At 48.4% G+C, this 20,572-nt stretch carries 22 protein-coding genes; 19 read left to right on the top strand and 3 right to left on the bottom strand.

What is annotated here, in order from left to right:
• Positions 1–34 precede the first annotated feature (34 nt).
• The 4 genes from ACI955_RS00785 (at position 35) to ACI955_RS00800 (ending at position 1,653) form a co-directional block, all read left to right on the top strand.
• The gene (locus tag ACI955_RS00785; RefSeq protein ID WP_415241826.1) at positions 35–232 is read left to right on the top strand and encodes an alpha/beta fold hydrolase; all 198 of its coding nucleotides are present in this window, start codon (positions 35–37) and stop codon (positions 230–232) included.
• Complete coding sequence (locus tag ACI955_RS00790; protein WP_415241889.1) at positions 138–491, top strand: alpha/beta fold hydrolase; 354 nt, start codon at positions 138–140, stop codon at positions 489–491. The genes ACI955_RS00785 and ACI955_RS00790 overlap by 95 nt, the downstream gene beginning before the upstream one ends.
• A 388-nt stretch (positions 492–879) precedes the next feature.
• Positions 880–1,260, top strand: a complete 381-nt coding sequence (locus tag ACI955_RS00795; RefSeq protein ID WP_415241827.1) for an SDR family NAD(P)-dependent oxidoreductase — start codon at positions 880–882, stop codon at positions 1,258–1,260.
• A gap of 63 nt (positions 1,261–1,323) precedes the next feature.
• Complete coding sequence (locus ACI955_RS00800) at positions 1,324–1,653, top strand: hypothetical protein (protein WP_415241828.1); 330 nt, start codon at positions 1,324–1,326, stop codon at positions 1,651–1,653.
• 59 nt (positions 1,654–1,712) lie between these two features.
• On the opposite strand, the gene ACI955_RS00805 is transcribed toward ACI955_RS00800, so the two are convergent.
• Positions 1,713–2,756: a YgfZ/GcvT domain-containing protein gene (locus ACI955_RS00805; RefSeq protein WP_415241829.1), complete on the bottom strand. Its 1,044-nt coding sequence runs from the start codon at positions 2,754–2,756 to the stop codon at positions 1,713–1,715.
• Positions 2,757–2,904: 148 nt separating this feature from the next.
• Between ACI955_RS00805 and ACI955_RS00810 the strand changes: the two genes are divergently transcribed.
• Both ACI955_RS00810 and ACI955_RS00815 read left to right on the top strand, forming a co-directional pair.
• A complete protein-coding gene (locus ACI955_RS00810) occupies positions 2,905–3,165 on the top strand; it encodes a succinate dehydrogenase assembly factor 2 (protein WP_415241830.1) in 261 nt (86 codons plus the stop codon).
• Entirely contained in the window at positions 3,128–3,580 is a 453-nt protein-coding gene (locus tag ACI955_RS00815) for a protein YgfX (RefSeq protein ID WP_415241831.1), read from the top strand. Before ACI955_RS00810 ends, ACI955_RS00815 begins: the two co-directional genes overlap by 38 nt.
• Here the strand turns inward: ACI955_RS00815 and nadB are convergent.
• Positions 3,577–5,181 (bottom strand): L-aspartate oxidase, encoded by a 1,605-nt coding sequence (gene nadB / locus ACI955_RS00820; protein ID WP_415241832.1) that lies wholly within the window; start codon positions 5,179–5,181, stop codon positions 3,577–3,579. The two genes, ACI955_RS00815 and nadB, sit on opposite strands and share 4 nt — an antisense overlap.
• 216 nt (positions 5,182–5,397) lie before the next feature.
• Between nadB and rpoE the strand changes: the two genes are divergently transcribed.
• The 10 genes from rpoE to recO all read left to right on the top strand — a co-directional run bounded on the left by rpoE (position 5,398) and on the right by recO (position 13,661).
• Positions 5,398–5,994 carry an RNA polymerase sigma factor RpoE gene (gene rpoE, locus ACI955_RS00825; RefSeq protein WP_415241833.1) on the top strand — a complete coding sequence of 199 codons (597 nt, stop codon included), beginning with the start codon at positions 5,398–5,400 and terminating at the stop codon, positions 5,992–5,994.
• On the top strand, positions 5,991–6,572 hold the full coding sequence (locus ACI955_RS00830; protein ID WP_415241834.1) for a sigma-E factor negative regulatory protein: 582 nt from the start codon (positions 5,991–5,993) through the stop codon (positions 6,570–6,572). The genes rpoE and ACI955_RS00830 overlap by 4 nt, the downstream gene beginning before the upstream one ends.
• A gap of 1 nt (position 6,573) precedes the next feature.
• Positions 6,574–7,491 (top strand): MucB/RseB C-terminal domain-containing protein, encoded by a 918-nt coding sequence (locus ACI955_RS00835; RefSeq protein ID WP_415241835.1) that lies wholly within the window; start codon positions 6,574–6,576, stop codon positions 7,489–7,491.
• Complete coding sequence (locus tag ACI955_RS00840; protein ID WP_415241836.1) at positions 7,488–7,979, top strand: SoxR reducing system RseC family protein; 492 nt, start codon at positions 7,488–7,490, stop codon at positions 7,977–7,979. The genes ACI955_RS00835 and ACI955_RS00840 overlap by 4 nt, the downstream gene beginning before the upstream one ends.
• An 89-nt stretch (positions 7,980–8,068) precedes the next feature.
• Positions 8,069–9,868: a translation elongation factor 4 gene (lepA, locus tag ACI955_RS00845; RefSeq protein WP_415241837.1), complete on the top strand. Its 1,800-nt coding sequence runs from the start codon at positions 8,069–8,071 to the stop codon at positions 9,866–9,868.
• Between the two features lie 15 nt (positions 9,869–9,883).
• Entirely contained in the window at positions 9,884–10,939 is a 1,056-nt protein-coding gene (gene lepB / locus ACI955_RS00850) for a signal peptidase I (protein WP_415241838.1), read from the top strand.
• Between the two features lie 16 nt (positions 10,940–10,955).
• Positions 10,956–11,327 carry a DUF4845 domain-containing protein gene (locus ACI955_RS00855; protein ID WP_415241839.1) on the top strand — a complete coding sequence of 124 codons (372 nt, stop codon included), beginning with the start codon at positions 10,956–10,958 and terminating at the stop codon, positions 11,325–11,327.
• A complete protein-coding gene (gene rnc / locus ACI955_RS00860; protein WP_415241840.1) occupies positions 11,324–12,007 on the top strand; it encodes a ribonuclease III in 684 nt (227 codons plus the stop codon). The genes ACI955_RS00855 and rnc overlap by 4 nt, the downstream gene beginning before the upstream one ends.
• Complete coding sequence (gene era / locus ACI955_RS00865; RefSeq protein WP_415241841.1) at positions 12,004–12,924, top strand: GTPase Era; 921 nt, start codon at positions 12,004–12,006, stop codon at positions 12,922–12,924. Before rnc ends, era begins: the two co-directional genes overlap by 4 nt.
• Positions 12,925–12,926: 2 nt before the next feature.
• Positions 12,927–13,661, top strand: coding sequence for a DNA repair protein RecO (gene recO / locus ACI955_RS00870; RefSeq protein WP_415241842.1), 735 nt, complete (start codon positions 12,927–12,929; stop codon positions 13,659–13,661).
• A gap of 33 nt (positions 13,662–13,694) precedes the next feature.
• Here recO and ACI955_RS00875 read toward each other — a convergent pair whose 3' ends face one another.
• Complete coding sequence (locus ACI955_RS00875) at positions 13,695–16,334, bottom strand: ATP-binding protein (protein ID WP_415241843.1); 2,640 nt, start codon at positions 16,332–16,334, stop codon at positions 13,695–13,697.
• 164 nt (positions 16,335–16,498) lie between these two features.
• Here ACI955_RS00875 and cysM point away from each other — a divergent pair, with 164 nt between their 5' ends.
• From cysM to mazG, 3 genes are read left to right on the top strand one after another with little or no spacing between them, the layout of a single operon-like run.
• Positions 16,499–17,404: a cysteine synthase CysM gene (gene cysM / locus ACI955_RS00880; RefSeq protein WP_415241844.1), complete on the top strand. Its 906-nt coding sequence runs from the start codon at positions 16,499–16,501 to the stop codon at positions 17,402–17,404.
• A 56-nt stretch (positions 17,405–17,460) separates the two neighbouring features.
• Positions 17,461–19,698 carry a GTP diphosphokinase gene (gene relA / locus ACI955_RS00885; RefSeq protein ID WP_415241845.1) on the top strand — a complete coding sequence of 746 codons (2,238 nt, stop codon included), beginning with the start codon at positions 17,461–17,463 and terminating at the stop codon, positions 19,696–19,698.
• A gap of 1 nt (position 19,699) precedes the next feature.
• Positions 19,700–20,509, top strand: a complete 810-nt coding sequence (gene mazG, locus ACI955_RS00890; protein ID WP_415241846.1) for a nucleoside triphosphate pyrophosphohydrolase — start codon at positions 19,700–19,702, stop codon at positions 20,507–20,509.
• Positions 20,510–20,572 lie beyond the last annotated feature (63 nt).

Here is a 20,572-nt window from a genome sequence, read left to right on the forward strand (position 1 = left end):
TTGTTGGGCCGGCGGAAATAGTGCTGGGTCGTTAGTGGTACTGCTTCATGGTTTTGGGTCAAGTAGAGAGAATTGGAGCTATCTGGCGGCAAAATTGCGCAGAGATCATTTCCTCTTGATACCGGATCTGGCCGGCTTTGGCGATAGCGCTGCATCGTCGTCAGCGTATCTTTGGCATGATGTTAAGTTTCGTTATTGCCGGTGCAATGAGCCATCGCAAGCCGGTAAATGACTTTATTTTCTCGCATCTAGTAGATTCCCTAAAAGATACTTTTTTGAGTTTGGCCAAAATTTCTGCACCTAATTTGGTGTTGTGGAGTGACTCTGATCAGGTTTTGGGTGTGACCTGTGCCGACCAATTTTGTGAGCAAATCGAAGGTGCCAAAGCAATAATTTTACCCGCGGTGGGCCACTTGCCGATGCTTGAAGAGCCTGCCCTAACGGCAAGAGTTCTGGGTGAATTCTGGCAGGCAAGAACAGCAGTGGTATAGCGCAATGGTTAAAGATGAAAATAGAGCACCGCGTAAAAACGGGCTTGACGAAGTTGCCATTATTGATGCTGGTTTTGGTGACTTGGGCGTGGCAATTCGCATGTAGCAGCGCTTTATAGGTACAACGTGGGCATCGGGTTGTAGCAGGTGGTATCTAACAAAGATGCTAAGAATACCTCGCTATGGCCAAGCTTTTCTTGGCAGTATCGCCTGATAACACGCCATTTTTCGGCAGTGGAATATGAGTTTGTTGCTGCCTCAAGTGAGGCGCCAGTAAGTTATAATACTATTGCCACGGAAAGTTGATAATAGGGATTAATTGTGAAGAATTATTAACAATAAAGTAATTGCGGTGACTGGCGCAGGCTCGGATATTGGTTGAGCATTAGTGATCGGCTTAAGGGGTGTCGGTGCGCGTGTTGCGGCCGCAGATATTGTAGAGGGAAATTTACAGTCTCTGCGTGAGTATGGCAGTGAATCTGAGTTATTTTTGGCCAAGTTAGATGTTATTGATAATGCCGCAATGATTGCGTGGGCAGTGTCGGTGAAAGATCACTTTGGTGTAGTTGACGGTATTTTTAATAATGCCGGTGTGGCGCTGAGTGGTCATGCAGCTGAGCAGCCACGTAAACATATGGAGTGGTTGTTTGGCGTGAATTATTGGGGTGTTATTAATGGTGTTGAGGCATTCCTGCCTGTACTATTGACGCGCCCAGAGGTCTGCGTGGTTAATGTTTCGTCCTTGTTTGGCTTGAGATCAATGCCGTAGCAATCTTCTTATAACGCCGCCAAATTTGTGGTGAGAGGCTAATCGGAATCTCTGCGGCAGGGTATGCGCGACACTAATGTAAAGCTGGTTACCGTGCATCCTGGGAGCGTAAAAACTAATATTGTTAATAATGGCCGGCATTTAAATGCAATAACCGGCAATGTTGCAGATGTGGCGAAAACGGCAGATATTTTCAATCACAGTGCTGCGACTACGTCTGGAAAAGCGGCTGCCGTTATTATTCATGGTATGCGTAAATTTAAGGCTCGGGTACTTATCGGCAGTGATGCCAAGTTGTTAGATGTGATCCAGCGAATATTCCCAAGCTGCTATAATCGTTTGTTGGTGCCGCTTATGAGCGCCGGTATTCGAATGGTACTTAAACGAATTTAATCTTGGCATTGAGTACTATCAGCACGATAAGTGTGGCGGGGTTATTTTCGCCACTGATTTTATTTTGCCGAGGTGATGGTGTAGGGCAAATCTAATATCTCCATAGTGGCAGACTCATTCGCAAAGTGAATATTGTTTGCGCTTACTGCGTCTTCGGTGAGCACGGCTAAGAGTTCAGTTTCCTTATCGCGGCTAACCGCAGAGACTAAATTGCCAATACTTTGTGGTCCATCGCCATTAAATAAGTCTGCACCGGGTAGGTGCTCAAATATTGTCTCGGAGCGCAGTATTTTAGCGCGATATAAGCGGCGTTTGAGTTTGCCGCGATATTGCATCCTGGCGACCACTTCTTGCCCTGTGTAGCAGCCTTTATTAAAACTGACGCCACCAATAACTTGGTAATTGAGCATCTGCGGAATGAAGGTGTCTTGGGTGCTGGTGCAAATTTCACCAAGCCCCGCCGCAATATTCAGCGCTTCCCAGTGTGTCGAGTCGATGACAGCAGCGCAGGCGCTAAGCTTGGTCCACAGTTCAACTGCGGAGGCAGCCGGTGTCCAGCATTCAAACCGCTCGCCAATGTCGTCGAGCTGCACTAGTACGATTTTACCGTCCGTGACTTGGGTCATCGATGCGGTGGGCGCCATACCGATATGTTGTATTAATTTGCTTCTCGCATTTTTTCCAGAGATACCGATTGCGAGGTATTCCTCGGTTGCATTACGAATTTTTGCTTTTGAAAAAACAATATATTTTGCCAGGGTCGCGCAGGCAGAATCGCCAGTATCGGCATGAAGTCTGAGTAATACCGCATCGCTAGTTTGCATGCCGGCGATAAAACTCATAACCATGCGGCCTTTAATATTACAGTAGCTTCCCAGTGCAGCATGTTCAGTGTCTATTTTACGCCAGTCGCAGGTCGTTTGGCCCTGCAGGAATTTAATGCTGTCTGGTCCTTCAACCGCCAGGAAGCCGTACTGGCTAAGCACAGTTATATTGCAGTCGCTAATAACTTGGTTTGACGAGCTGTGCGCATGCCAATAATTGCCTGTCGAGATAGTGCTGTTAGGATATTGAGCGCTTAAAAATTCCCAGAATGTATTCATAGTCCCTCAGAGGGTTAGGTGTTGCTACTAGTGTCAGTTTGGCAGAGTGCAAGTATAAATTTAGCGCGGTGTGATTGCCGTCGATTACCGTTATAATACGCGCTATTGTAGCCGCTTAATGCAGGCTACCGTCACGAAGTGGAAGATAATGGTTTCGGAAAATGAGTTCAAGCGAATTCGCTGGGCCTGTCGTCGCGGCATGCTGGAGTTAGATTTGGTGCTGGCACCCTATGTGGAGCATCGTTTTCAAGATTTAGATGACGAGAGTCAGCAGCGTTTCATTCGCTTATTGGATAGCGAAGATACGGAATTGTTTGCGTGGTTTTTAAGTAAAAGTCTGCCTGAAGACCCTGAGTTAGCGTTGATCGTCAATGATATCAACACGTTCACCAAAACCCCTCGATCTTAACTTTAAGCCTTCTCGGTGTTTATGTGCCTACTTTGTAACGCTGCACAGCATCGCGGCAATGTGCTTATGGCTCGCACTGCCGGCTTTGCTAGCCGTCGCAGTATCAATGTTACTAGTGGCTAGCGCTGGGTTCTTTATATTGCGTGACGTGTGCTTTTTTCACACCCGATCACTGGAGCGAATAGCGTTTTCGGATAATCGTTGGCGTATTTATCAGGGCGATGTACGAAGCTCTATTGGCCCCTCGGTGCAGCAAGTTGACTGTATTGATGCAACCGTACTGCCGTTTGCAGTGGTGCTGCGTTTTAAACTCCCCAGCGGTCAGAGCCGCACCGTGCCAGTGCTTGCCGATCAACTTAGCCCTGACTCCTATCGCAAGTTGCGTCAGTTGGCGAGTTTTGTCCGTATGAGCTAAGTCATGACGCTTATCGAATGTGGTTTATAGTTTTCCGGCGTTAGGATGGTATCTTCGGCAACTTCCCGCTGTTCTGGGTAGTCAAGCGTGTAATGCAGGCCTCGGCTTTCTGTTCGTTGCATTGCCGAGCGAATAATTAATTCTGCCACCATGGCCAGGTTCCGCAATTCAAGTAAGTCGTTGCTGACTTTATAATTGGAATAATATTCGTCAATTTCCTGCTGTAGGAGTGCGGCTCGGTTTAAAGCGCGCTTTAGGCGTTTGTTGGTGCGAACAATTCCCACGTAGTCCCACATGAATCGACGCAACTCATCCCAGTTGTGTGATATTACAACGTCTTCGTCAGAGTCGGTGACCTGCGACTCGTCCCAGGGTAGGGCAATATCTGGCGCCGGTAAGTCGGGCAGGCGAAGCCTAATGTCGGCGGCCGCCGAGGTCGCATATACAAAACATTCTAAGAGAGAATTACTGGCGAGGCGGTTGGCGCCATGTAAACCTGTGAAAGCGGTCTCACCAACGGCATAGAGTCCTGGGATGTCGGTCTGTCCGCGTTGGTCTACCATAATCCCGCCGCAGGTATAGTGGGCGGCGGGAACCACCGGGATGGCTTCGCGGGTTATGTCGATTCCCAGTTCAAGGCAGCGCGCCTTAATGGTGGGGAAGTGCTCCAGTAAAAAATCAGGTGATTTATGGCTAATATCGAGATAAACACAATCGCTGCCTAGGCGTTTCATCTCATGGTCTATTGCCCGCGCGACCACGTCGCGTGGTGCCAGCTCGCCGCGCTCATCGTAGCGAAACATAAACCGCTCGCCCTCGGCTGAGATAAGCTGGCCGCCTTCGCCGCGAATAGCCTCAGTAATAAGGAAAGATTTGGCTTTGGGATGATAGAGGCAGGTGGGGTGGAATTGGTTGAACTCCATATTTGCGACCCGACATCCTGCCCGCCAAGCCATCGCAATACCGTCACCGCTGGCACCGTCAGGGTTGCTGGTATATAAATAGGCCTTATTGGCACCGCCGGTCGCCAGCACAATAGCTTTTGCGTGGAACAATTCGACGTGACCGCTGTCTCTGTTGAGCACATAGGCACCCTGGCAACGATCTTGATCGATGATAAGATCTACTGCGACGTGGCCAGTGAAAATCTCTATATTGGTATTTTCTTTGGCACGAGCGGTAAGGGTTTTCGACACTTCCCGCCCGGTGGCATCGGCAGCGTGAATAATTCGGCGTTGACTGTGGCCGCCCTCGCGAGTGAGGTGAAAGGCGTTGCTGCCGTGTTCGTAGCGACTGAATTTCACCCCTTGTGAGAGCAACCATTTAATGCTGTCACTGCTGTTTTTAACAGTAAATCGCACGCTATCTTCGTGACAGAGCTGAGCGCCGGCGATTAAAGTGTCGGCAACATGAGCATCAATGCTGTCGCCGTCGTGCAGTACGGCCGCGATGCCGCCTTGTGCCCAGTAGGTAGAGCCGGCATTAAGGTCTCCTTTGCTGATAACGGCGATACGTGCAGTATCTGCCAGTTGAAGTGCCAAGGTGAGGCCCGCGGCCCCGCTTCCTATCACTAGAACATCGTGTGAATGGTAGTGGGTCATATTGTTATTTGCTCCTGTCGCAGTGCAGCTATAATATGCCGCTCGGGACCTAAATTGGCGGAAAGTATACTGATAGAGAGTCGCCTTACCAATATTTGCCTGCGTAACCACCGTATTAAGCGGTGAAGATACTGAAAAGGGATACGATGACAGAACTTCTTTTAGTCCCGGTGGTCTACTCTGTAGATGCCTCCGATAGGCTTGCGGTGAGGCAATATGGCCGAGCCTAAACAGACCGACCAACAATTAGTCGAGCTAGTACAAAAGGGCGATAAACGTGCATTTGATTTACTCGTGCTTAAGTATCAGCACAAAATCTTCGGTTTGATTTCGCGTTATGTGAAAGATAATGATGAGATTCAGGATGTGGCGCAGGAGGCATTTGTAAAAGCCTATCGTGCCCTGCCTAGATTTCGAGGTGACAGTGCTTTTTATACGTGGCTTTACCGAATAGCGATTAATACTGCCAAAAATTATTTGGTGGCGCGAAATCGCCGGCCACCCGGAGTGGATATTGATGTCGCGGACGCTGAATATTTTGAGGGCCCCTCTGGTCTGAAGGATATTGAAACGCCTGAAAACCAACTTTACGGCGAAGAGCTGAAGAAGGTGGTACAAGACGCGATAAAAGCGCTGCCAGAAGATTTGCGCTCCGCCCTTAGCCTGCGTGAGTTTGATGGTTTAAGTTATGAAGATATTGCATCGGTGATGGATTGTCCGGTCGGTACAGTTCGGTCGCGGATCTTTCGCGCCCGAGAAGCGGTCGATTTGCGAGTTAAAGCCCAAATAAGTGGCGAAGAGGTGGAACTATGAGCGATACCGTCAGAGAATCTCTATCAGCATTGATGGACGGCGAGGCTAGCGAACTGGAGCTTAGGCGTATTCTCAACGCTGATCAGCAGGCAATTCGGAGTGAGTGGGCTGACTTACACCGCGGTCAACAACTGCTGAAAAACGAGAGTAGTCCATTTTTAGGCTGGGATATTTCGTCGCGGGTGATGGCGGAGATTGCCAATGATGAGCAGATGAGTGGCTCCGAAAGTGGCTGGAAACAGGCTGTCTCTGGACTTGCCATTGCGGCCAGTGTTGCTGCGGTGATCGTTATTGGCTCGCTGGGTAGCAACATGTTTGGTGGCTCCTCGCAGATGGTGGCCGACAACAATGGTGTGAGTGGTCGAGTATATCCTGCGCAGGCTTCGTCCGCGGCAGTGGGTGGGGTAGCGGTTAGTGCTCAGGCGCAGGCTTCCCCGGCTGGGCCGCTACTGAATAACGATCTTGAGTCCCGCAAGCGCTTTGAAGCATATTTGCGCAAGCATACCGATCGGGCCGCGTTTAATAATGGTCAAGGTATGGTGTCCTACGCGCGGGTCGTCTCGCAGGAGTCCGAATAGAGTGATCGCTAGGCTTGTTTGCACCACGCTGGCTGCGGTTTTGGCGAGTGCCCCAGTCTTAAGCCTTGACTCGGGAAGTGAACTGCTTAACCGAATGACGCACAGTCATCGTGAGCTAAATTACCGCGCTATTGTGACTTATCAGCTGGGTGACCAGTTGAGTAGCTATCGTATTACCCATATTGTTAATGACGGTAAAGAATTCGAAGCCTTGGAGTCGCTTGACGGTGATCACCACGACTTGGTCCATCACGGCCACGACGTTAATTGTGTTCACCCTGGGCCTCAGTTGATTCGGCTTGTTAATCCTGATGAAGACCGAGGCTTCTATCGGTATTACGACGTTGATGTAGTGGGTGAAGATCGGGTGGCAGGTCGTAATACGATAACGTTATCAATAAAGCCGCGCGATGTTTACCGTCTCGGATATCAATTATCGTTAGACAAGGAAACCGGCTTGTTACTGCGCTCAGACATTGTCAATCAGCAAGGCAAAGTACTGGAGCGATTTCAGTACGTTATGTTAGATTTGAATATTCCCGATAATGAGTTAGTGGTCGATGGTGCCATCGAAGTTGAGCATACACCAGTTGTGCTAGATGGTCCTGTGGCAAGCCGGGCAGAGCGCTGGCGGCCTAATTGGATTCCTGCGGGATTTGCCCCCTTGAAAGATACTGGAGATGATGGCGACGCAATAACTTATACCGATGGTCTTGCAGTGATGTCGGTATTTGTGGAACCTCTGTTAAAGACTGATACTGGCGCGGCGACCGTGACTGAGGGTGGTATGCGCCGCGGCGCATCGGTAAGCTATACCGTCGCCTTCCCTGATTCGGGGATGTTTGCGACAGTAGTTGGTGAGGTGCCGATGTTAACAGCCAAGCAAGTGGCAAAATCTTTGAGTTGGGAGCAGCCGTGATCAGTGAAACAGGCCGCGTTGTCGGAATCGAAGACCAAGCTTTGTGGGTGGAGACAATTCGCCGCAGCACCTGCGGCAGTTGTGCCGCTCAAAAGGGGTGTGGCCAAGGTTTAATGAACAAAGTGACTGACGGCCGCCGCAATCAGTTACGAGTATTGCTTGGACCCCTCGCGGCAGATTTATTTCAGTTGGACGACGAAGTGGAAATCAGTATTCCGGAGAGAGCCCTCATTGTTGGCTCTATGATGGTGTACTTAGCGCCATTATTTACCATGATTGCGGGCATGTCTTTGGCTGCACAATACCGGCCGGGCGACGTGACTGCGGCGATAGGCGCCTTAAGCGGCTTCGTTGTAGGTATGGTAATGGTGCGTTTACACGCGATGTATATTCAGAATAAACCCGCTTTTCAGGCCACTGTAGTGGCTAAATATAGCCCATCCTTGATTAATTCCGTTGCTATTAACGATACTGCCTATTCTGAGTGAGTCTATTCATAGCCTAGAGCTGTGGCTTTGCGATATAATCGCGCCTCCGAAAATCCACCATTTTTGTTTCTCTGAGGTATAAGCCGAGCGTGTCTAGTCTCGATTTAATTCGCAATTTTTCAATTATTGCTCATATTGACCACGGTAAATCTACCCTAGCTGATCGTTTCATTCAGACCTGTGGCGGTCTCACGGAGCGAGAAATGTCCGCTCAGGTCTTAGATTCAATGGATATTGAGCGCGAGCGCGGTATTACCATCAAAGCTCAGTCGGTCACGCTTAACTACACTGCACTCGATGGCAAAACGTATCAGCTTAATTTCATCGACACCCCAGGTCACGTTGATTTCTCTTACGAGGTATCGCGTTCCTTGGCTGCCTGTGAAGGTGCGTTATTGGTGGTGGATGCGGCGCAGGGCGTAGAGGCGCAGTCGGTCGCGAATTGTTATACGGCCATAGAGCAGGGGCTGGAAGTATTGCCCATTTTGAATAAAATGGATTTACCGCAAGCCGATCCAGACAAGGTAAAACACGAGATCGAGGAAATCATTGGTGTAGATGCCAGTGACGCGGTTGCCGTTTCCGCTAAGTCGGGCATGGGTATTATTGATGCTCTGGAACATTTGGTTGCTAAAATCCCGCCACCAGTTGGTGACCCCGACGCGCCCTTACAGGCGCTGATTATTGACTCTTGGTTCGATAATTATCAAGGTGTTGTGTCCTTGGTCAGGGTCAAAAATGGCACTTTGAAGCGCGGTGATAAAATCATCACCAAGTCACTCGGTAAGTCGCAGGTGGTAGATGTTGTCGGTATCTTTACCCCAAAACAGACATCAACTGGTATTTTGCGCGCTGGTGAAGTTGGCTTTGTTATTGCCGGTATCAAAGATATCCTTGGTGCTCCTGTAGGGGACACTTTAACTCACGCCTCGACGCCCACAGTTGACTCATTGCCCGGCTTTAAAAAAGTGAAGCCGCAGGTCTATGCGGGGCTGTTTACGGTGTCGACGGAAGATTATGAAGATTTTCGTGATGCGCTGAGTAAACTCACCCTTAATGACGCGTCTTTGTTTTATGAGCCGGAAAGCTCAGACGCTTTAGGTTTTGGCTTTCGCTGTGGTTTCCTTGGCACCTTGCACATGGAAATTATTCAAGAGCGCTTGGAACGCGAATACGGCCTAGACCTCATCACCACAGCGCCCACGGTAATTTATGAGGTGTTGAAAAAGAACGGTGAAGTGGCGATGGTTGATAATCCGTCCTCCATGCCAGATCCCGGTGAAGTCGAAGAAACCCGTGAGCCAATCGCCAGAGTCAATATTTTGGTGCCGCAAGAGCATTTGGGTAATGTTATTAGCTTATGCGCAGAGAAGCGTGGTGTGCAAAAAGATATGCAGTTCCTAGGGCAGCAAGTTTCCTTGAACTGGGAAATCCCCATGAGCGAAGTCGTGCTAGACTTTTTTGATAGGCTGAAGTCGGTTAGTCGCGGTTTCGCATCCTTGGATTATAGTTTTGTTCGCTTTGAAGCGGCAAACTTAGTCAAACTGGACGTATTGATTAACGGTGATAGAGTGGATGCATTGGCTTTAATTGTGCATCGAGATATTGCTCAAAATCGCGGCCGTCAGTTGGTTGATAAAATGCAGGAATTAATTCCTCGGCAGATGTTTGACGTTGCCATTCAGGCCGCCATTGGCGGGCATGTTATTGCAAGGCAAACGGTAAAAGCATTGCGTAAAAATGTGACCGCAAAATGTTACGGCGGTGATGTGTCGCGAAAGCGTAAGTTATTAGAGAAACAAAAAGCCGGTAAGAAACGCATGAAGCAAGTGGGTAATGTTGAAATTCCACAAACCGCTTTTTTGGCAGTACTTAAACTTGATAGTTAAAGGATAAATAGCTGCATGGTGAATTTGATTCTAATGGTTGTTGCGGCTGTATCGCTAGTCGTTTGGCTGATTCAAGAAGTGAAGGGCCGCCGACAAATGCAGCAGGCATTGAAATGGTGTGCCGAGAAACGCACGGCCGGCGACGCGGATACGCTCCGTCAGCAAGTGGTGCCTGGCTGGTTGGAATGGACTTATCGCGTGGTTGTATTTGCGTGGTTTGCTTGGATTGCCAGCGTGGTATTGTTGAAAGATGGTGATTTTGCACTAGTATTAGTCGTGCTGACTATTGTCGCGGGTATCATTGCTGGCTTGGATCGCTTTGTATTTGAAAAGGCTCGCCAAGCTTACGTCAGCGCTGGCAACGTGGCGGTGTATATCACCTACTTTGTGAAGCAGGATCAAGATGTATTAAAATCTGAGTTCGGTGGCATGTTTCCCATTGCCGAAAATGCCCGCTCGTTTTTTCCGGTATTACTAGTGGTGTTGGTCTTGCGCTCATTTGTTATTGAGCCATTTCAAATTCCGTCTGCGTCGATGGTGCCTAGTTTAGAAGTGGGCGACTATATTTTAGTCAACAAGTTTAATTACGGCCTGCGTTTGCCGGTAGTCGGCACCAAGATTTTTGAAGTCGGAGAACCTAAGCGCGGCGATGTGATGGTGTTTTTTCCTCCAAACGATAGCCGTTACTTTATTAAGCGCGTGGTGGGCCTACCCGGTGATCAGATTCGCTACGTTAATAAGCAGTTGTATATTAATGATGAGTTAATCCAGCGAACCTTAATAGCTGAAGTGCCGCCCTTGCAGCCGGTGACCCAAGTGTTGAGTGAACAGCTGGGTAATGTGGATCACTTTATTCATCATGATAAACGAATTTATCGCGGCGATTTTGTGACAAGTGTTGCCCCTGGTCATTATTTTATGATGGGTGATAATCGCGATAATAGCAGTGACAGCCGGGTTTGGGGTCAGGTGCCTGAGGAGAATATAGTAGGGCAGGCCTTTGCTATTTGGATGCATTGGCCCACCTTTAGTGATTTACCACGTTTTAATCGAGTCGGTCGTATACCTTAGCGATAGGACAGCAACGATGAAAGCAAAACAAGCTGGTATAGGCATGATTCCCACAGTGCTGATATTGGGTACGGTGATTATATTTGCCACTGTTGGCGTAAAGTTAATGCCTATTTACGTTGATTACTGGACCATGACGCGAATTCTCGAGGATGTTGCTGGTCAGGATCGCGGCAGTGATCCAACGCCGGCCGGCGTTCGTCGCGATATCTCCGGGCGCTTTCTTACCAATCGAGTGGAAACTATATCCTTGCGAGATATTAAAATAATCAATGATGAAAAGGGCGTTGTGATCGATGCTCGCTACGAAAAGAGAACCCCATTAATATTCAATATTGATGCTGTGGTTCGCTTTGATGACGCACTTTTTGTGGTGCCCCGGCGTTGAATTTAAAAACCCCTGATGAGTTATGTCAGAAGATTGGCTATCAATTTAAGGATGAGTCATTGCTCGCAATGGCCATCACCCACCGTAGCTTTAGTGCAAACAACAATGAGCGTATTGAGTTTTTGGGGGACTCCCTTCTCAATATGATTGTTGCTGAGGTTTTGTATGAGCGCTTTCCAAATCTGCGAGAGGGCGAGCTGAGTCGCATTCGTGCTCTTTTGGTGAGCGGCAAGACCTTGGCTGAGCTTGCCACAGAATTCGACTTAGGTAGTTTTTTACGACTGGGGGCTGGCGAGAAAAACACCGGTGGTCATCGTCGCAACTCCACGCTTGCTGATGCCGTTGAAGCACTGATAGGTGCTATTTTTATTGAAGCGGGATTTGATGTGTGTCGTGAGCGGGTGCTGGCTTGGTTTGATTCTCGGCTTGTGGTACTTAATCCAGAGTCTAGTCACAAAGATGCGAAAACTAAGCTCCAAGAGTTTTTACAGGCGCGCAAGTTGCCTTTACCTGATTATCAGCTTCTAGATACCGAAGGCGCTGATCATCAACAAACGTTTATAGTGAGTTGTTCGGTATCGTTATTAACATCAGCGATATCGGCTTCGGGTAGCAGCCGTCGCAAGGCCGAGCAAGCCGCCGCTAAAAAAGTGCTGACCGCCTTAAAGGATACCGAATGAGCAATGAAGAGCCCAATGATATGAGTACGCAACGCTGTGGTTTTATAGCCATTGTAGGACGCCCAAATGTGGGTAAGTCAACTTTGCTTAATCATATCCTTGGACAGAAGATTAGTATCACTTCTCGTAAGCCGCAAACCACTAGGCACCAAGTACTAGGTATTAAAACAGACGGCGCGAAGCAGTTTATATATGTTGATACGCCAGGTTTACACGTCAAAGAAGAGAAGGCCCTGAATCGCTACATGAATCGCGCGGCCAGTTCTGCGATGAAGGATGTCGATTTAGTATTATTTCTAGTAGATAGGGATCGCTGGACTGAAGACGATGAACTGGTGTTGCGCAATATTAAAAATGCGCATTGCCCAGTTGTTCTTGTTATTAATAAAGTTGATCGGCTTGATAATAAGGGCCAATTATTGCCTCTTATTCAGAATTTGCAGACTAAGCATACCTTTGATGATGTGGTTCCAGTGTCCGCTTTACGCGGCCATAATCGGGAGGAGCTGGAGGCGGTTATCGCACGATTTTTACCCGAAAAAGTGCATATGTATCCTGAAGATCAAATTACTGATCGCAGTGAACGCTTTTTGGCTGCTGAGTTGGTGCGAGAGAAAATCATGCGTCAGCTAGGCGAAGAAATTCCCTACTCGATGACCGTAGAAATTGAAGAGTTTAAAGCCTCTCCACGCCTATTGGAGATCAGCGCTTTAATTCTTGTGGAGCGCGACGGGCAGAAGAAAATTATTATTGGTGAAGGCGGTAGCCGGTTGCGGCAAATCGGCACTGAAGCCCGTAAAGATATGGAAATTGCATTCGATAATAAGGTGATGTTGCGTCTTTGGGTTAAGGTTAAGTCTGGTTGGGCGGATGATGAACGTGCATTGCGCAGTCTTGGTTACAACGATTTTAAATAACCATGAACCGCGTTGAGGGCGCTCCGTGTTTTGTTTTACACTTGCGCCCCTATCGCGACACCAGTGCTTTAGTTGAGTTATTGAGCTTAGAGCACGGTCGTTTTACCTGCGTGGCAAAAGGCTTGCGAGGGGCGGGGCGTTCACGGCAGCAATGGCGGGCTGCGCTGCAGGCGTTTAATCTCGTCTCTGTAAGTTGGCAGGGACGCGGAGAGCTTAAGACCCTTTTAGATGCCCAGCATCAGCGAAGCTACGCCCTTAAGGGCAGGGCTCTGTATTGCGGTTTTTATATTAATGAGTTGTTAGAACGGCTGCTGTTCCGCCATGATCCCCACTCCGATGTGTTTCTCAGTTACACCCACTGCCTGAGTTGCCTTGAACTTGACGCGGCCTTTGAGCCGACGCTCAGGCGTTTTGAATTTAGTTTGTTAGATGCCCTAGGTTACGGTGTGAATTTCGCTAGCTGTGCACACAGTGACGATGCGGTCCGAGAAGACGGCTATTATCAATTTAATATCGGTGAAGGCTTTGTTCCCGTGCCGGGTGGTGCCCCGGGCTTAGTATTTTTAGGTGCTGATTTATTGCAGTTGGCGGCCGATGACTTTAGTGGCGATGCCTTAAATGCGGCGAAGAAGTTAGCTCGGCAAGTGTTGCAGCCATTGTTAGGCAATAAACCCTTGCAGAGTCGGGCGCTGTTTAATTCTGGCGCGGTGCCCAGCATTGCGCGTGAGCAAGACTAACTGTTATTGCCAGCCTTTATTCCGCCTATGGTGTTAAATGTCGAATACAACGCCAAGATCGTGAGCGTCTTGCCATGCCAGTAAATCATCAATGGCACTAATTAACGCGGTGGTTTGAGTTTCGCATGTGTCCTTGTTTTCTAGCGCTTTTTCAAGTTCAAGAACCCGTTGTTTAAGCGCTGGTGTGCCAGTGTAACAACAGGCACCTTTTAAGGTGTGGTTTATAACGCTAAGCTGATCAAAATCTCTGTGTAGTATTGCTAGCACGGTATGTTTTCGTTGCTCGGGCAGTGTTTCCAGCAACATCGTCAGCATGTCTGCCGCAAGCTGTGGACGATTTTTAGTTAGTTGAAGACATTCTTTGATATCGACAGGCCTTGCTTGCTCGGTACTACTAGTGGCTGCTCTCAAGTGTTTGCTAAGCAGTGCCGCAAGCTGGCGCTCTGAAATTGGTTTACTAAAATAGTCGTTTATGCCCGCATCACGCAATTGTGACGGGTTGTCGGGTGACAAGTAGGCGGACAGAGCAATGATGGGGGTATCGGTATTGAGTCCATCTTTGCGAATGCACTTGCTCGTTTCTATGCCATCCATTTGCGGCATTTGAATATCCATAAAAATCAGATCGAAGTGTTTCTCGCGACACTGCTGTAAAGCTTCTGCACCATTTTGTGCAAAGTGGGTGCGAATTGCCATATCGTTTAAGAAATTGCCCAATATATGTAAATTTGAGGGGTTGTCATCGACCGCTAAAATATTGGTATTGGGGAAGTGAACTGCCTGTTGTCGGCTTGGTGAATTATGCTCTAAGCCTTTGTAAAGAGCGTCGAATAATTTAACGTGAGAAAATGGTTTGCTCAGGTAGGTACGTCCAGCAAGATCACTTTGCTGCTCTTTGTAAGGAGTGATAATGACCGCAGAGCGATCCAGCTCGGAGAGTAATTTGTGGAAGTCAGCGCTGTTATCGCTGCTAATTAGACAGTAATCGCTAGGTGCTAAGTCGCCAATATTAGTGCAGTGATGGACTTTAAGTCCCCATGATAAAAGTAAGGATTTCAAGGCTTGGGTTTGGAGTTCGCTGCGATCGTATAAGGCGATTGATTTACCGCTTATGACGCTGAAATCACGCAGTTTTATGGTGTTAGTGCTGGTCGGAAGGTTTAATGTAAGCCAGAATGTAGCGCCTTGGCCAGGCCCACTGACAATGCCGATCTCGCCGCCCATCTGTTCTATCAAGCGTTTAACAATCACTAATCCTAGGCCGGTGCCACCGTATTGGCGGGTGATAGAGGCGTCTGCTTGGCTGAAGTCTTTGAATACCTCTTGCTGTTGTTCCTTGGATAGGCCAATCCCAGTGTCGCTGATTTGAATTGTTATTTCGGCGTTTTCGTCGCCTTGTTGTTTGCTTAATATTGAAACTTTGATGTGACCTGCTGGCGTAAATTTTATTGCATTATTAATCAAATTTGTCAGGATTTGCCTTAGTCTTAAGCCATCTGTCACTACCGCTTCTGGGCTGCCAGCTTCAATAATTAAAGCCAGCTCGAGGTCTTTTTCAATAGCACTGGGTGCGAGAAGCTGTAACGTGTCTTCAACGGCCTCTCGAAGATTAACTGGGGCATTATCTAATACTAGTTTGCCGGCTTCTAACTTTGAAAAATCAAGGATGTCGTTAATAATCGTTAACAGACTATTGGCCGAATTGTGAATGGTTTCGATAGCTTCGCGTTGACGAACCTCCATTTCAGATTTAAGCAGAATTTTACTGAAGCCGATTATTCCGCTGAGTGGGGTGCGGATTTCATGGCTGGTATTTGCTAGAAATTCCGATTTTATCCGACTGGCATTTACGGCTTCTCGACGTGCTAAATCTAACTCAATATTCTGGACTTCTACGGTTTCGAGGGTTTCGCGCAGATCGATATTAGTTTGCTCAACACTGCGTTGAAGTTCTTGTAACTCATTTTGATGGGCATTATTTAGTAGATTGAGTTCCTCGGCAATTTCATTAAATTCATCATTCTCGGGTATGTGTGCATGGAAATTTCGAGAGCTGGTGGCCATCTTGCGAATAGTTTGACGCAGGGTGGTGAGGTCTGCCGCTAGTGATTGATTGATATAACTGGTTAGGGCCACACAAATAATAAAAGCGATAACCAACAATACCGTACCTATCAGCAGCGTCTGGTATTGCTGTATTTTTAAATGGCGCCAGTCGAATTGCATCACCACCCAGCCGACGATGGGAGTGGCGGCTTGCGAGCTGAGTGATGGCGAGAACACCGGCTGAGCGATAAGTAGACCATCCTCTAGGTACTCGTATTGCGCATGGGTCTCACCGGGATTCATTTTTATTATGGATAAGTCAGATTTTGGACCGGCGTGGGTAATAATATCCATATCCGCAGTATAAATTGCGATGGCTTTGACCGCAGTTTCCTCCAAGGCGGCAGAGGTAATCGCTGCCAGGGTGTTGTTGTGACCGGCGATGAGGACATGCTCGGTGAGGACGGCAAGTTGTTCACTCGAGGATTTGGCCCGCTCCGTCATGAGCTTCCGTAACTCATCGATTTGGCTGATCATCAGGTAGGAGCTGAGGGCCAATGATAAAGTGAGTATAGGCAATAGACCCATAACCAAGATCAATCTTCTTATTCCCAATCTCACTGACATTGCTTGGTGGAGCCTTTTAGTGTCGCGGTGGTATTATCATGACCGAAAATTGCGGTCGCTGCTATGCGGCGTAAGTTTGCAGATCATTTCCTGAGACTATTTACTTGGGCCATTAGTGTTAAAATACCTAGGCGATACCGACATATAAGGTTCAGGCTGTAATTATGAATGAATTTCCGACTATTGATCAATTTATCGGTAACACGCCGTTAGTGCGTTTGCAGCGCCTGGGAAGGAGCGGCAGTAACACTATTTTGGTGAAGCTAGAGGGTAATAACCCTGCCGGGTCTGTGAAAGATCGTGCAGCAATGAGCATGATTTTACGAGCTGAGCAGCGCGGTGATATTAGTCCTGGCGACACCTTGATTGAAGCCACCAGTGGCAACACGGGGATCGCTTTAGCGATGGCAGCTGCAATCAAGGGCTATAAAATGGTATTGATTATGCCCAGCCATATGAGTGCTGAACGCAAATTGGCGATGGCGGCATACGGCGCAGAATTGCTAGAGGTTTCGCAGGCAACAGGCATGGAAGGTGCTAGAGATTTGGCCTTGGCGATGCAAGCCGGGGGCAAAGGCAAGGTGCTTGATCAATTTTCCAATCGTGATAACCCGCAAGCGCATTACGAGGGAACAGGGCCTGAAATTTGGCGTCAAACGGATGGCCGTGTTACTCATTTTATTTGCTCTATGGGGACCACGGGGACCATTATGGGTGTATCTCGGTATTTGAAAGAGCAAAACCGTGCTATTGAGATTATTGGCCTGCAACCAGATGGTTGCTCAAGTATTCCCGGTATTCGACGTTGGCCAGAAGCGTATTTACCCAGTATCTATGATGCCGTGCGGGTCGATCGCGTGATTGATATGGATCAGCGCACTGCAGAGATCACTATGCGCGCTATGGCCGTACAAGAGGGGATTTTTTGCGGCGTGTCGTCAGGTGGTTCTGTTGCTGCCGCGCTGCGTGTTAGCGAGTCAGTAGAGAATGCAGTGATTGTTGCTATTGTTTGTGACCGCGGTGACCGCTATCTATCAACCGGTGTTTTTGATAAGACACTGGAGAAATAAAGTCGGCGAAGAGAATATAAAAGTCATATGACCTATATGTTAGTGAGCAAGTAGCGATGGTTAAGGTAAGGGAAGACTTTCCATTGTTAGGCAACGGAAACGTCGATATCGCTGCTTGGATAGCGCGGTTGCCGGTGGATAGGCAGGTGATCCACACTGCGGATTTGCAGCGTGCGTTTGAAGTGGCCGAAAATTGTGCGGCTAATTCGGCGTCACTTGTTCAGGGGAAGGTCGATTATTTCTCTAGTTTTTATACCGCCTTGGAAATGGTTGAGATACTGGCCGATCTTCATCTTGATCAGGACAGTCTTATTGCCGCGACTTTATTTCGTGCGGTACGAGAAGACCGTTTATCTATCGCTGAACTGGAACAGCAATTTGGTCGCCCGGTCGCAAAGTTAGTTGATGGTGTGCTGGGCATGGCGGCGATATCCCGGGTAAATGCCCAGCTCGATGCGCCGGTATTGGGTCAGTCTGAAGCCCAGAGCGAGACCATTCGAAAAATGTTGGTCTCCTTAGTAGACGATGTGCGCGTAGCGCTGATTAAGCTTGCTGAGAGAACATCTGCTATTCGTTCCGCAAAAAATAAACCAGAAAAGCGCTATCGAGTCGCTCGCGAAGTGGCAGATATTTATGCGCCGTTAGCACATCGTTTGGGTATTGGCCATATTAAATGGGAGCTTGAAGATCTTTCCTTCCGTTACTTGCAACCGCTTGCGTATAAAAAAATTGCAAAGCTATTGGCTGAAAAGCGCCTAGATCGCCAACACTATATTGACGACGCCATCGATGTTCTCGAAAAGGCGCTTAACGCTGACAATATTCAGTCCGACATCGCTGGTCGCGTTAAGCATATTTACAGTATTTGGCGAAAAATGCAGCGCAAAGGTATCGGCTTCTCTCAGGTTTATGATATTCGCGCCCTGAGGGTGCTAGTGCCGGATGCAAAGTCTTGCTATGCAGCATTAGGCGTAGTTCATGGCTTGTGGCGCAACATTCCCAATGAATTCGATGACTATATCGCGACCCCTAAAGAAAATGGCTACCGCTCATTACACACCGCGGTGATTGGACCCGATGGCAAGGTGTTGGAAATACAAATCCGCACTCGGTCGATGCACGACGAAGCCGAGTTTGGGGTATGTTCGCATTGGATGTACAAGGGTACGGATCGCGGCGCTAAAACCACCAATAGTTATGATGAAAAAATAGCATGGTTACGTCAGGTTCTAGACTGGCATGAGGAGAGCGGCAGCAGCAGTGATGTCGCCGAGCAATTTACCAGCGCGCAAGATCGAGTCTATGTTTTTACGCCAGATGGTCATGTGGTGAACTTGCAAAACGGCGCGACACCCCTCGATTTCGCCTACCACATTCATACCGAGGTCGGTAATCGCTGTCGGGGCGCTAAGGTTAACGGTCGTATCGTGCCCTTAACGTACACGCTAAAAACCGGCGAACAGGTTGAGATTCTGACTGGCAAAGAAAGTAAGCCGCGCCGAGATTGGCTACAAAGCAATCTCGGTTATTTAAAAACGTCTCGGGCTCGCACCAAAGTTCAGCATTGGTTTCGTTTGCAAGCCAAAGATGACAATATTATCGCCGGCCGGGCACTGTTAGATAAAGAATTTAAGCGCCTCGCCTTGAATAGTATTGATTACAAATATCTTGCCGATCAGATGCACTGCCCCAGTGTGGATGATATGTACGCTTCAGTTGGCGCAGGCGAAATCAGTATGTTTCAGCTGATTCGCGCAGCGAACAGCCTCGCTGGGCGCGATGACGACAATGCCCAGTCTATGTTGCGCTTGCGTCCCGCAAGCACCAAGCAAAATGATGGTAGTCAGGTTCGTATTAGCGGTGTGGGTAATTTGATGACCTACTTTGCACGCTGCTGTAAGCCTTTACCCGGCGAGGGAATCACGGGGTATATCACCGTTGGTCGCGGTGTCAGCGTGCATCGTCAAGACTGTAATAAATTACTGCAACTGCAAAGCGTGGAGCCTCAACGGATCATTACGGTTGGTTGGGCCGAAACACAAATTGATACTTATCCCGTTGATATCGAGCTGCAGGCTTATGATCGGCAGGGCTTGTTGCGTGATATTACCCAGCAACTGGCCACTGAAAAGGTCAATGTTGTGTCATTGAATACTGTGACAGATACCCCGAATCACATAGCTACCATGACGATTCGTTTGGAAATCCAAGATCTCGCCACCTTGTCAGATGTATTAAATCGACTTAATGGCTTACCTAATGTTGTTGGCGTAAAGCGAATTCGAGAGGGCTAATATGGCTTATAACATAGCGGATTTGCAATATCTGATGGCGAGGTTGCGCGATCCCGAAGCCGGCTGCCCCTGGGACTTAAAGCAAACCTCAATGACGGTCATTCCCCATACTTTAGAAGAAGTTTATGAGTTGGTGGATGCCATCGAGCGGAGTGATACGCCACAGATTCGGCAAGAGTTAGGTGATGTCTTATTTCAAGTGATTTTTTATAGTCAGTTAGCGGCTGAGCAAGACCATTTTGATTTTTCGGATGTGGTCAATGATATTGTTGCTAAGTTGTTGCGACGTCACCCTCATGTTTTTCCCGAAGGTACCTTGCAATCGCGCAGATCCACCACTGCGCCTGATGATGAGGCGATTAAAGCGCGTTGGGAGGAAATTAAGCAAAGCGAACGTAAGCAAAAGTCACAGCACAGTGTGCTGGATGATGTCCCCGAAGCTCTACCAGCCCTTACTAGGGCGACGAAATTGCAGAAACGTGCGGCGCAGACTGGCTTCGATTGGGTAGAGCTTGCAAGTGTTGTCACAGCACTCCGAGAAGAGCTAGACGAGCTTGAAGAAGCTATTGCCATCGGCGAGCAAGCTGCTATTGCCGATGAAATGGGCGATGTGCTTTTTTCTGCCGTAAATCTTAGTCGACACCTTGGCTTAGATGCAGAAGCAACTACGCGGGCTGCCTGCAGAAAATTTGAACGACGGTTTCGGTTTGTTGAGCAGCGTTGTATTGAAACGGGTGTTACCGGGGGAGGCGGAGCCGCAGATCCTCAGTTAGATCTGTTTTGGACTGAGGCAAAGGCGGCCGGACTCTAGGTCTAAGCAATAATCTGGTATTGTTAGGGGCAGCGCATAATGAGCGCTTCCCGGCATTCCACT

Source organism: Zhongshania sp. (assembly GCF_047636175.1).
GTDB lineage: Bacteria > Pseudomonadota > Gammaproteobacteria > Pseudomonadales > Spongiibacteraceae > Spongiibacter.

Bases quoted from the DNA above. Each gene is read 5' to 3' on its own strand.
- ACI955_RS00800 (WP_415241828.1), top strand. From the start codon at position 1,324: ATGCGCGACACTAATGTAAAGCTGGTTACCGTGCATCCTGGGAGCGTA.
- ACI955_RS00805 (WP_415241829.1), bottom strand. From the start codon at position 2,756: ATGAATACATTCTGGGAATTTTTAAGCGCTCAATATCCTAACAGCACT.
- ACI955_RS00810 (WP_415241830.1), top strand. From the start codon at position 2,905: ATGGTTTCGGAAAATGAGTTCAAGCGAATTCGCTGGGCCTGTCGTCGC.
- ACI955_RS00815 (WP_415241831.1), top strand. From the start codon at position 3,128: ATGATATCAACACGTTCACCAAAACCCCTCGATCTTAACTTTAAGCCT.
- nadB (WP_415241832.1), bottom strand. From the start codon at position 5,181: ATGACCCACTACCATTCACACGATGTTCTAGTGATAGGAAGCGGGGCC.
- rpoE (WP_415241833.1), top strand. From the start codon at position 5,398: ATGGCCGAGCCTAAACAGACCGACCAACAATTAGTCGAGCTAGTACAA.
- ACI955_RS00830 (WP_415241834.1), top strand. From the start codon at position 5,991: ATGAGCGATACCGTCAGAGAATCTCTATCAGCATTGATGGACGGCGAG.
- lepB (WP_415241838.1), top strand. From the start codon at position 9,884: ATGGTGAATTTGATTCTAATGGTTGTTGCGGCTGTATCGCTAGTCGTT.
- ACI955_RS00855 (WP_415241839.1), top strand. From the start codon at position 10,956: ATGAAAGCAAAACAAGCTGGTATAGGCATGATTCCCACAGTGCTGATA.
- era (WP_415241841.1), top strand. From the start codon at position 12,004: ATGAGCAATGAAGAGCCCAATGATATGAGTACGCAACGCTGTGGTTTT.
- recO (WP_415241842.1), top strand. From the start codon at position 12,927: ATGAACCGCGTTGAGGGCGCTCCGTGTTTTGTTTTACACTTGCGCCCC.
- ACI955_RS00875 (WP_415241843.1), bottom strand. From the start codon at position 16,334: ATGTCAGTGAGATTGGGAATAAGAAGATTGATCTTGGTTATGGGTCTA.
- cysM (WP_415241844.1), top strand. From the start codon at position 16,499: ATGAATGAATTTCCGACTATTGATCAATTTATCGGTAACACGCCGTTA.
- relA (WP_415241845.1), top strand. From the start codon at position 17,461: ATGGTTAAGGTAAGGGAAGACTTTCCATTGTTAGGCAACGGAAACGTC.
- mazG (WP_415241846.1), top strand. From the start codon at position 19,700: ATGGCTTATAACATAGCGGATTTGCAATATCTGATGGCGAGGTTGCGC.